We start from the raw sequence: 12,138 nt of genomic DNA, 5'->3' as shown, positions 1-12,138 counted from the left end.
GTTGATTAATTTGTTGTGTTTTTTGTATTTTTTTATAATTGATTTTATGTTTTAATTCTGTTTTTAATGATTCAAAAGCATCATTTAAATTAGCTTCAATTAAATTATTTTTGTAATTAGTGTATTGAACTTTATGATTGATTTTTTGTCTAATATCCTTTATTTCCATATGTAATTGATTTTCAGTTTCTTTATAAAAAGTTATGATATTTTTGATATCAAATATATGCATTTGTTCAATAATTGATAAAAAATTATCGAAGTTCCATGTAATTATTTTTTGCGTCTGTTGTTGTAAGAATTTTTGTTGATGCACGGTATTATCATTGTATATTTTTTCTACTTGATTAAAAACACGATAATTCTGTAATTCTATTTGTTTAACATTTAATATAAAATTATTACACATAGCAGACCAATAAGATAATAATTTTTTTTTCCAAAACCATAAATAAAATTTATTTAAGTAATGATTTGATTTGTTTTGATAATTTCTAATATTAGAATAAACATGTGATATTTTAATTTGTAACTTATTATGATATTGTAACATGTTGTTCTGTTGTCTTTTTAATTTTTTTATTTTTTGATTATATGGTTGTTTTTGTTTAATATGTTTTTTTTGCAATTCAAACAATTCTTTTTTTAAATAAGTATAAAATTTTTCATACTTTTTAATTTTATCTTCTAACTCCAAAAATATTTGAGAATTGTTGTGATTATATTTTAATTTTATTTTATGTAGTTGATTATTTATCAAAGTCATTTTTTGATCATAATATTTTAGAATAATAAGATGTCGATTAATTTTTTGCTGCAAAATAAAATCTTCTAATAAAAAATATTTTTTTTGTAATAAAAAATGATAATAAAATTGTTTTTCTTGGAAATTATCCATAAAATTTTTTATTAATTGTTGTAAAGATGTGAAAATATCTTCGGAAAAATAATTCAAATGATTATCAACATGTTTAGAAACAAATATATCAATAATTTTTTTTTCAAAATATTGTCATCAATTATTAGCATATTTATTCTTGTTAGCATTATATGATTTATGATTTCTTAATAGTTCTTCAGTATATAAATAACCAATGTATTTAGCTTCTAAACGAGATTTAATAGCATCATCAATTTTATTAAAATGATTAGTAGCGGCAATAAAACAAATAGGATTGTCTGGATCAGTTTTAACACCATCTATTTCAGTTAAAAATAAATTAGTTTTTTTAGCATCTCCTTCTTCTAATTTTTCTGATGTTCTAGATTTAAGAACTTCTTCAGCTTCATCAACAAAAACAACAGAAGGACTATTTCGTCTAGCTTTTTTAAATTCATCTTCTATTTCTTTCATACTATTAGAGGGGACAATAGCAAAAAAAGGTAATCCAGATTCTTTAGCAAAAACCTGAGCTAAAAAAGTTTTTCCTGTTCCTGGAGGGCCATATAACAAAATACCTTTTTGTGTTTTTTTTAAACCCATAGATTTATATAAATCTTTATGCAGCAAATAATCTAAAACTTCTTTTAATTGTGAAATAATTGGTTTCATCCCAATAACATTTTTAAAACCCGGAAAATCTTTTGTATTCTTCATAAATTGTTGAGCCAATCGAGAATCTTCTGTTGTTAATTGTTGTTTTTGTTTATTTTGTATTTTCATCCAAATATCAAGATTTTTATTCAATTTATCTACTATTAAATTTTGTGTCTCAATAGTTGATTTAAAAAATTCTGTATAGGCTTGTGTATATCCTATCGCTAATTCAACTTTTTTTTCTTGTGAATATAATTGTTCACTCAACATTTTAATTTGAGTTTGTTTTTCTGCTATTTCCGTAATATATAGTTGTTTTTGCTTTTCAGTTAAATTATGTGATGCTTGAATTTCTTTTTTTAAATCTAATAATTTTAAATCGGATTGTTGTAATTGTTTCCTTATTTCTAATAATTGTGTTTTTTGTGTAGAGACAATTTGAAATTCTAAATTAAGTTTATTTTTGAAATGTAAAATTTCTTCTTTTAACTTTTTTATTTGTTCTTCTGATAAATTTTCTTTGGTGTTGATTTCTTCTTCTTTTTGTTGAATAAGTAAATTAAGTGCATCAATTCGTTGATCATATTGCTTAATCAAATCAATTTGTTCTGTTAATGATAAAGTTGTCACTAGACGTTTTTGTTTATACTGTTCATAAATTTGATGTTTTTTCGTTTTTTGAGGAGAATCAAAAACTACACAAATATAATCTTTTGTATAAGAAGTTAAGATTTTTTTAAACATATTGATAAAAACAATCAATGCATTAATATTTTCACCCTGATAGTTTTGCATTAAAATTGTTTTTTTATAAGCGGTAGCATAATAAGCTCGAAAAACCAAAGAATTACCATCTACCAAAACTAAACGTTCCATACTTCTTACGACAACTCTCTCTTTCATTAGATTTTAAATTGAACTTTAATAATATACCTCCTCTTAAAAGATTGATTTTTTTTATTTTTAAAATTATTTTGAGATATTTTCATATCATTATGATTTTAATTTATCATCATTTCAATACATTTTCCTTATATTTTCGCCATCATAAAATCTCCGAAAATTATTTATGATTAAAAATAATTCATATATAAAATTAAAATGGTTAATAAGAAAAACAACTTTGATAATGCAAAAAATTTGATAATTTATAACTATTATGTAACTACTTATTTCTATTTTTTCAGAAATGAACCATTTTAATTAATAAATTTATTTAATAAATTTTCTGGATTAAAAACATCATTTTCATCATCTTTGAAATTTCCTATTTGTTTAGCTATTTGTTTTTGTTTTTGAATAAATTGGATTAAAGAATAGATATCGTTTAATTTATGACCTGAACCTTGAGAAATACGATTGCGTCTTCTATTATTATTTGCAATTAATTGAGGTTGTTGTTTTTCCTCTTTAGTCATACTATTAATAATTGATTGAAAACGTTTTAAAATATCTTCTTCTATGATAGGCATATTTTTCATTTTGGAACCTAATCCTGGAATAAATTGTAATATTTTTTTCATAGAACCCATTTTTTTTAAAAGTTTTAATTGTTTTTCTAAATCGTAATAATTATAATCATTTTTCAATAAACTATGTAATGTGTTTTTATCTTGTTCAGTATTAATTTTATCTTCTACATTTTCAATTAAGGTTAATAAATCGCCCATATTTAATAATCTAGACACTATACGTTCAGGATAAAAAATTTCAAAATTATCATCATTATGTTTTTCTGAAGAAGAAATAAATTTGATAGGCAGTTGAGTCATATATTTAATTGATAAAGCTACTCCTCCTTTGATATCTGCATCCATTTTGGTTAAAATCACTCCTGTAGCATTTAATTGTTGATGAAAACTTTGGACAATATTGACTGATTGTTGTCCTAAAAGAGCATCAACAACAATCAATATTTCAGAAGGATTAGCAATTTTTTTAATTTGTTGAATTTCTTCTATCATTTCAGATTCAATAGATAAACGACCAGCTGTATCTATAATCACTGTTTCAAATCCATTATACATAGCATGTTGTAAACCATTACGTACAATATTCAAAACATTTTCATTGTTTTGAAAAAAAACTTCAATATTAATTTGTTTTCCTATATTTATTAATTGTTCGATAGCACCAAATCGATAAATATCAGCTGCAATGAGTAAAACTTTTTTTTGATATTTACGATTAATTAAAAAAGATAATTTACCTGCATTAGTAGTTTTTCCACTTCCTTGTAATCCTATTAACATGATGGTATCAAATGAATTATTTAATTGAAGTGGTATATTTTTAATACCTAAAATTTCTACTAAAGTATCTTTAATTATTTTAATCACTTGTTCTTGTGCATCTAATTTATGGACCACTCGTTGATTTAAAGTTTTTTGTTGAATCAAATGATTAAATTTGGCAATGACTTCATAATTAACATCAGCTTCAATAAAAGATAAACGTATATCCTCCATAATAGTTTCAATGTCTTGTTGTTTAATATATTTTTTCCCTTTAATTTTATCCATAATCTTTTTAAAACCATCTTTTAAAAAACTCATTATATACTCTTCGCCTTTCACATATAATTTTATTCGTGTTCTGTCGAGACTTTCTTATAAATTGTTTTGCTTTTCAGTAAAGAATCCTTCTATATAATGATTAATATCAAAAGTCATCAAATCTTCTGCCTTTTCCCCCACGCCAATATATTTAGTCTCTAAATTATAAAGGTGTTTAATAGATAAAATTAAACCTGCTTTTGAAATATTATCAAATTTTGTTAAAATAACATTATTTAAAGTCAAAGATTGGTTAAAATTTTCTACTTGTTGTAAACTATTTTGACCCATCATAGAATCTAAAATTAAAAAATTTTTATTAATCATGTTGGAGAAATATTTATTAATAATTTTTTTAATTTTCTCTAATTCTTTCATCAAATTTATATTGTTTTGTAATCTTCCTGAAGTATCAAATAAAATAACATCAAATTTTTGATTTTGCGCATAATTTAAAGCATCAAATAATATTTTTGAAGGAGAAATTTTAGTTGTTACATTTTTATGAAAAAAAACTTCATTTTTTGTTTTTTCGCTCCATGATTTTAATTGTTCTACAGCTCCTATGCGAAAAGTATCACCCGCTACTAAAAGTACTTTTTTACCTTCTTTTTTTAATTTAAAAGCAATTTTACCAATAGTAGTTGTTTTCCCCACGCCATTTACTCCCACAAATAAATGTATTTGAGGAGATTGATTCTTTTTTGGGTCAGAAAAAGATTTTTCTTGAGTTTTATAATCATTTTTTTTATAAAAACTTAAAATTTCTTTTTTGATCCAACACAATATAGAAGAATCGTTGTGTATTGGTTTTTGATTCATTTTTTTTTTCAAATGCGAGATTAAATCTTTAGCAGTTTGTAACCCCATATCTAATTTAATAAATAAAATTTCTAATTCTTGTAGTAAATCTATATCAATAACATTTTTTTTTTTAATCTTATTAACCCATTGAAGTAAATTCATTTCAATATCATGGATGCCTAAAATTTTTTTAGGTTGTTGTTTTTGTTGAAATATTTTTTTCAAGAAATCAAACATAATTAATTACAATACCTTCGCCTTTTTAAAAATTTTAAATTTCCGTTTCAAAAAATATCAAAAATATATAAAATCGATTTTTTCTATAAATTTGGTTTAATAAGCGCATAAAAATTTAATATAAAAATAAAATTTTTGTGATAATTATTTTTTTTCATCAACTTTTTTGGGTTGTTTGTTTTTTCTTTTAAAGAAACAATATTTTTACATTGTTGACATTTACTACAACATAAAAAATAACAATAACTACCTTTGCGTATTATTATTAAAAAATCATTGCAAAGAGAACATTTGTATTTCACCATGACAGGTGGAGTTTTTTTAATATTTTGTTTAGCAACTAATAAAAATTGTTCAAATTGATTATAAAAATCCTTTAACAATGTTATTCTATCAATTTTTCCATTATAAATATCATCTAATTGTTGTTCAATTTGAACTGTATAATGAGTGTTAATAATAGAAGGAAAAAATTTATCTAAAAGTTTGACAATAGATATCCCTCTTTCTGTACAAACAAATTCTTTATCTTTGATTTCAACATAAAAACATTTTTTTAAAGTTTCGATAATTTTACTATAAGTAGACGGACAGGCAATTTTTAAACGTTTTAATTCCTTAATTAAAGAAGCTTCCGTAAAGCGAGATGTGGTGATTGGTGTAATCTCTTTTTTTAGACTTTTAATTTTCTGTGGGATATATAATTTGTTTAATTCCAAAGAAGGCCAAAATATATTTTTAAAATGATTATCGAAACTTTTATAATAACCATCAAAATTTATTTGATTATCTTCTGCAACAAAATATATTATTGAACAGTAAAAAATATTGAGTTTTTTGAATCATCGCTTTAGAACATCATACTCGCTATGGTAAGTTGATAAATGATATTATATAAAGAACATTCATATTTATTTAAGTATTGTTTTAACTTATCAGGCGCTTGTGTAATATCAGTAGGGTGAATGGTTTAATGTGAATTTTGACTATTATTGTTTTTATGTTTGTAATACAACTTAACATATTTTTGAACATATTTATTTTTGATAAATTCTTGAGTTGTTTGCATAAATAAAAGTAAGAATCGGTATGAATTTGTTCTCATATAAGTAATTAATCCTGATAATTTTCCTTCTATTTCGATCCCTTCATAAAATTTTTGAGTATTTATCATAGTTTGTTTGGAATTTATCGACAAATGTTTGAAAGATTTTTGTTGTAAAGTTTATGTGATAAAAGGTTTAGGCGATTCACTCGTAACTATATTAGTTTTGATTTCGATCCAACATAAAGGATCTTTTTTTGATTTTAGAAAAAATTTCCTGTGCTTCCATTTCTTTAATTTTATGATTTTTAAGTTTAACGACTAAATTTATTTAAAAGTGTTTAAAAATAACTCTAATCAAATGGGGGGATACTTCGGGTATGAATTTTTGTCTTTTTTCTTCCAAATTTACAATTAATTTTAAAGCTACTGATAATTTTTAACTTGACCTGCGGATTTAGATTTAATTCTTTGCACTAAACCTGATAATTTAAAACCAATGATGCAATCTCTATAATATTCTACGAGTTTCTTGAAAAAATACTAAAGACTATTTGATCAGACATGGTTTTTGAAAAACTTCTTTGACAACATTTTTAGTAATTTCATTAAAAACGATACGATTTTTATCATTTTTATCTAATTTTAATACTTGAGCTAAATACCCAAGAAATAGCTTCCTCCTTCACGAACTAAATCAGTGGTTAAAAAAAACTTATTTACGTTTCTTTTTTTTAATTAATTGTTCAACTAATTTTTTTTGAGGGATAATGCGATAATCAGGTTGAAAATCTTTTTTAATATTAACTCCTAAACAATCTTTTACTTTAAAAGATAAATATCTAATATGACCTTTAGAACATAAAAATAAAATTTCATTATTAAAATAACTATTAATAATTTTAGCTTTCGATGGAGACTCTTAAAATAATAACTTTTTATTTCATATTAACTAAACAACCTCATAAAATATTTTTTTAAAAATATTTCTCTCACAATAATAAAGAAATTAAATTAATATCAAAATTTACTTTTGTAATTTTTTCTTTTTTAATTTTATTTAAAATAATAAAAAACATTTTATTAGGTGTTAAAAGATTCTTATTTTTTTGGTTAATGACCTGAAATAAATTTTTTTGTTGTGTTTCTTTTTTAGTTAAAGCAAATAATTTTTCTAAATTTTGTGGATAATATTTTTGAAAAAAAGATAAAACATATTCTAAAAGTTCTGTTGTAGAAAAAAGAGTTTCTTTAATACAACTACATAAAGCTAAAGAATAACCTACTAAAGGATTAGTAATTTTAGGATATAAAATGCCAGGAGTATCCATTAATCTGATATTATCAGATAAATTAATCCATTGTAATTGTTTAGTTATACCAGGAGTATTAGCTGTAATCATGGCTTTTCTTTGGGATAAAACATTAATTAAAGTTGATTTACCTACATTCGGAATACCAACTACCATTAACTTTAAAATTTTTGGGTAATTAGGCATATAATGACATAAAATTTGTTTAACACGTGGCAATAGACAATGTATATTTTTTTTATATTTAACATCAATAAATAAATAAGGAAATTGTTTTCGTTGTAAAAATTCTATAAAAAATTTATTTTGTTTTTCATCTGCTAAAGAAGATTTATTTAATAAAATTAAAAAAGGTTTATTGTTTAAACTTTTTAACAATTCCCAATTAATACTAGAAAAAGGTATACGAGCATCTAAGATTACTAATAAGCAATTCACTAATTTTAATTTTGTTTGTATCTCACGTAAACTTTTTTTCATATGACCAGGAAACCAATGAATTTTAGTCATCAATATCTCCTCTTTTAAACTTTTGTTATTGACATTATTACTTTATTTTACTTTTGTTTGGGCATCTAGTTCTGTTCTTAATTCATCCAAAAAATTCTGTAACTCTTGTGTTGTATCTTGTTCGCCTTTAAAAAGTTGCTTACTATAAACTTTATATAATTCTTCGCCAACAATTAAAATAATAGCGCAACCTATTTTATTAAAAATAGTTTTATAAATCTTATTTAAAAATAATTTTTTTGTCCAATGCAAAGGATTAAAGCAATTAACAGTATTCAAACAAATATTTAATAATTTATGCGTTTTTTTTGTTTTTTCTATATATTTTTGATCTATTAATTTTTGTTTTAAAATTATAATTCTTCTAAGTGTCATTTTTTTAAAAATAAAAATTATTTTTTGATCGAATAATTTTTCTATACGTTCATGAATATATTTTATTAAAGCTAAACTTTCATCAATAGTTAATTCTAAATAAGGAAATGGCGAATTAGGATAAAAATCACAAGCAATCTGTAAAGCTAAAGATTGGGAGTTACGTAACAAAGAATCGAAAAATTCATTTTTTTTTTGTTGAATATCTTTTGTAAACTGATTTTGTGTTTTTAAAATTAAATCATTAACTTGAGAATATTTTTTTTCATTGTTTTCTGTTTTTAAACTATAAAATTTTTTGTTAAAGTTTTTTAATAAACAAAAAATATAAATTAAAAAACAAATAAAAAAACCACAAAAGAACCCAGAAAAAAAAATCAAAAAATTTTTTACATGTCCTATGAAAGGCAAAAACTTATCCATAATAGACCACCACATTTTCCAAACTCCCAAATTATTTTAATTTTTTACTCATTCTCTTTTATTTTCATTAAAAAGCAAAAATTTTGATGAAATAAAACACCCATCCAATACAATAATTTCGGCAATTAACTAAAAAAATTTTTTATACTTTTTATTATATATTTTTTTATATAATTATTTATAATTTTATTATATTTCTTTTAACCCTAAATATAAATATTTTTGTTGTCCCAAAGTTTTATTAAAATATAACCGAGGAATAAAAATAATGGTGTTATTTTGATCTACTACTAACCATAACAAATTCCTTTGCAAAGTAGTTATTTTATTATTGATTAAAAATTTTTTTAATTTTTGTGACCCAAAAGAAAAATGTAATATATCCCCAGGTTGTCTTTGTCGAAGATAAAAAGGAGGGAGCAACATGCCTTCATCATAAAATATAATTTGTTTGATAGTGCAAAAAGATAATAATTGTATATTAATACAACTATATAATAAAGGTTTTGCTTTCTTTTTTAAAAGCATAGCATCAAGTTGTGAATGCATTTGAAAAAAAAACTTATCATATTCTTTAATTAAATACCATTTTTTATTTAAATACCATTTATTATTAGGTTTTTTATAATTACATAAACCTTCAATAATGTTGGAAATAAGTTCAAAATTGGCGATAATTTGTTTAGCTTCTAATAAACATAAAAGAATATTTTTTTGAATTGTCACATGCAACTGTAAAAAAGCTTTTAATTCAAAATAATTAGATTTTTGTTGTTTCAAAAAAACATTAGTAAGTTTCGTAATTAAATCACTAGATTCTTGTATTTGCAAATGAAAATGTTTTATCTTTTTCAAAAAATTTCCCATAGTTTTCAATTTGGGTATGATATGATGCCGAATTTTATTTCTAGTATAAAAATCCAAGTTATTAGTGCTATCTTCTAAAAAAGGGATATTATTTTGTTGAGCATAATTTTTAATAGTTTGTTTGGAAAGATATAAAAAAGGTTTTAACCAAATAAAATTTTGCAAAACATACGAACTCTTCATGCCGCTATAACCCAATAAAGAACTGCCTCTTAATATTTTCATGAAAATAGTTTCTGCTAAATCATCTAAATGATGAGCAGTTATTATATAATGTGTTTTGTATTGCGAAGCTACTTGTTTTAAAATAGTTTGTCTAGCTAATCTGGCATTATTTTGAAAATTATTGGTTTCAAGTGTAGTTAATTGAAAAGAATGTAACGGTATGTTTTTAGTTTTACAATATTGTTCAATTAAAAGTTTATCTTTAAAAGAATCTTTTCTTTGGCAGTGATCAAAATAAACTACTATTAAACAAAATTGGCGATGATATAAAAAATCTAATAAAACCATAGAATCAACGCCGCCACTCACAGAGATAATATAAATATTTTTATGTTCTAATTTTATAGCCAAATGAATTTTCACAAAATTATTCTTTCCAAAAATTTTATTTTTTAGAAATTTTATCAAAATGCAGTTTTAAAATTTCCATTTGTTCTGGTTCCACTATATTTGGTGTACCAAATATTAAATCTTGTGCACTTTGTGTTTTAGGGAAAGCAATAACATCTTTGATATTATTAGTTTTAGTCAATAACATAACTAAACGATCTAAACCTAAAGCGATGCCGCCATGAGGAGGTGTACCATAACTCAATGCTTCGATAAAAAAACCAAAACGTTTTTTAATTTCTTCTGGTTTAAAACCTAATGTCTTAAAAATAATTTCTTGTTCTTCTGGATTATAATTTCTTAAAGAACCACCGCCCACTTCAAAACCATTCCAAATTAAATCATAAGCTTTAGCTTTTACATTATGAGGTTGTTCGTTAATTAAATATAAATTCTCAGCAGCTGTAAAAGGATGATGCATTGAAGAATAACGACTTTCTTGTTTATTCCATTCTAACAAAGGGAAATCTACAATCCATAACAAAGATTCTTGCGAAGGTTCAATTAAATGACAAATTTGTCCTAATTTATTTCTTAAAAAACCTAAAGTTTTTAATAAATATTCTAAATCATGATTATCTTGTACTATATCAGAAATTAAAAAACAACTTTCACCTTCTGCTAAAAAAGTATCATTGGTAATAAATTTGTTCAAATAACCTTTTAACTTATGATTTTCTTTCATTAAAAATTGTAAATCTAAATGATTTTGTGTTTTAATTAATTTTTTATATTCATTTATTGTCTTATTTGAAACAATAATTATATTGGTTTGACTTGCGGTTAATTTAATTCCTTTAACGATTCTTTGGCCCGATTTATTTATTAGATTAGTGGTTGCAAAATAAGATGTAAAATCTTCGATATGTAATTGAAAACGTAAATCAGGTTTATCCGTTCCATAAGTATTTAAAGCATGATGATAAGTCATACGAGGTAATGGAATAGTCAAAGATTTTTGCCAACACATTTGAAACAAATTAACTATAATTTCTTCTATTAAACCCATAATTTCTTCTTGGCTCAAAAAAGAAGCTTCAATATCTACTTGTGTAAATTCTGGTTGGCGATCTGATCTTAAATCTTCATCACGAAAACAACGCGCTATTTGAAAATATCTTTCAAATCCTGCAATCATATATAATTGTTTAAAAAGTTGTGGTGATTGAGGCAAAGCATAAAAATGATGAGGATGAATACGTGAAGGAACTAAATAATCTCTTGCGCCTTCAGGAGTTGATTTCGAAAGAATAGGAGTTTCTAATTCTAAAAAATAATTTTTTAAAAGGGTTTGTCTAATAATTTGAGTGATTTTGTGTCGTTGTAATAAATAATATTTAGCTTCATTTCTTCTTAAATCTAAATAACGATATTTTAAACGTTGTTCTTCAAACACCTCATTTTTTTCTAAAATATTTAATGGTAAAGGATGTGCTTGAGATAAAACTTTCCATCGATCAATTAAAATCTCTATTTCTCCTGTTTTTAAATTATAATTTTTATTAATTCTTTCAACAACTAATCCTTTAATTTCCACAACGCTTTCGATTTTAACTCCTACAATTTCCGCATATTGTGGATGTTGATTATCAACTACAAGTTGGATAATCCCTGAGAGATCTCTCAAAACTAAAAAAATTTTATTTCCTAAATTTCTTTTTCTTGCTATCCAACCTTTTAAAAGTACTATTTGTCCTTGATTTAATAAAGTTAGCTCATTATTGGCCAAAATATATTTGTTATTCATTTAGTTAATTCCTTTTTGCAAAAATTAATTATTTCTTCTGGTTTTAAAGTATATTTTTTTTTTAAAGAAATATTTTTAATAGTATATTTGATTTGGTTGTTATGCAACGA

General features: G+C 23.2%; 9 protein-coding genes and 1 pseudogene. All 10 read right to left on the bottom strand.

Annotated features, from left to right (window positions below; genetic code table 11):
• A pseudogene (locus AlmWB_RS00270) lies at positions 1 to 955 on the bottom strand (hypothetical protein); the annotation flags it as partial.
• A gap of 60 nt (positions 956 to 1,015) precedes the next feature.
• Positions 1,016 to 2,440, bottom strand: coding sequence for an AAA family ATPase (locus AlmWB_RS00265; RefSeq protein WP_157022362.1), 1,425 nt, complete (start codon positions 2,438 to 2,440; stop codon positions 1,016 to 1,018).
• Positions 2,441 to 2,736: 296 nt separating this feature from the next.
• Positions 2,737 to 4,113, bottom strand: coding sequence for a signal recognition particle protein (locus AlmWB_RS00260; RefSeq protein ID WP_320408636.1), 1,377 nt, complete (start codon positions 4,111 to 4,113; stop codon positions 2,737 to 2,739).
• Between the two features lie 33 nt (positions 4,114 to 4,146).
• On the bottom strand, positions 4,147 to 5,133 hold the full coding sequence (gene ftsY / locus AlmWB_RS00255; protein WP_050336991.1) for a signal recognition particle-docking protein FtsY: 987 nt from the start codon (positions 5,131 to 5,133) through the stop codon (positions 4,147 to 4,149).
• A gap of 83 nt (positions 5,134 to 5,216) precedes the next feature.
• Positions 5,217 to 5,942, bottom strand: a complete 726-nt coding sequence (locus AlmWB_RS00250; protein ID WP_275043461.1) for a DNA topoisomerase — start codon at positions 5,940 to 5,942, stop codon at positions 5,217 to 5,219.
• Positions 5,943 to 6,103: 161 nt separating this feature from the next.
• Complete coding sequence (locus AlmWB_RS01785) at positions 6,104 to 6,307, bottom strand: type I DNA topoisomerase (protein WP_192833056.1); 204 nt, start codon at positions 6,305 to 6,307, stop codon at positions 6,104 to 6,106.
• A gap of 863 nt (positions 6,308 to 7,170) precedes the next feature.
• A complete protein-coding gene (ylqF, locus tag AlmWB_RS00245; RefSeq protein ID WP_050336988.1) occupies positions 7,171 to 8,001 on the bottom strand; it encodes a ribosome biogenesis GTPase YlqF in 831 nt (276 codons plus the stop codon).
• Between the two features lie 42 nt (positions 8,002 to 8,043).
• Complete coding sequence (locus tag AlmWB_RS00240; RefSeq protein WP_239682413.1) at positions 8,044 to 8,814, bottom strand: hypothetical protein; 771 nt, start codon at positions 8,812 to 8,814, stop codon at positions 8,044 to 8,046.
• 174 nt (positions 8,815 to 8,988) lie between these two features.
• The gene (gene tilS / locus AlmWB_RS00235; protein WP_050336996.1) at positions 8,989 to 10,254 is read right to left on the bottom strand and encodes a tRNA lysidine(34) synthetase TilS; all 1,266 of its coding nucleotides are present in this window, start codon (positions 10,252 to 10,254) and stop codon (positions 8,989 to 8,991) included.
• 22 nt (positions 10,255 to 10,276) lie between these two features.
• A complete protein-coding gene (aspS, locus tag AlmWB_RS00230; protein ID WP_050336984.1) occupies positions 10,277 to 12,028 on the bottom strand; it encodes an aspartate--tRNA ligase in 1,752 nt (583 codons plus the stop codon).
• Between the last annotated feature and the right edge of the window lie 110 nt (positions 12,029 to 12,138).

Source organism: Candidatus Phytoplasma phoenicium, assembly GCF_001189415.1.
GTDB lineage: Bacteria > Bacillota_I > Bacilli_A > Acholeplasmatales > Acholeplasmataceae > Phytoplasma > Phytoplasma phoenicium.
The sequence above is the reverse complement of the archived record's forward strand: the minus strand, read 5'-3'. Positions and strand labels throughout refer to the sequence as shown.

What these genes read in the sequence shown, in the direction of transcription:
- AlmWB_RS00265 (WP_157022362.1), bottom strand. Translation starts at nt 2,440, where the DNA reads ATGAAAGAGAGAGTTGTCGTAAGAAGTATGGAACGTTTAGTTTTGGTA.
- ftsY (WP_050336991.1), bottom strand. Translation starts at nt 5,133, where the DNA reads ATGTTTGATTTCTTGAAAAAAATATTTCAACAAAAACAACAACCTAAA.
- AlmWB_RS01785 (WP_192833056.1), bottom strand. Translation starts at nt 6,307, where the DNA reads ATGATAAATACTCAAAAATTTTATGAAGGGATCGAAATAGAAGGAAAA.
- ylqF (WP_050336988.1), bottom strand. Translation starts at nt 8,001, where the DNA reads ATGACTAAAATTCATTGGTTTCCTGGTCATATGAAAAAAAGTTTACGT.
- AlmWB_RS00240 (WP_239682413.1), bottom strand. Translation starts at nt 8,814, where the DNA reads ATGTGGTGGTCTATTATGGATAAGTTTTTGCCTTTCATAGGACATGTA.
- aspS (WP_050336984.1), bottom strand. Translation starts at nt 12,028, where the DNA reads ATGAATAACAAATATATTTTGGCCAATAATGAGCTAACTTTATTAAAT.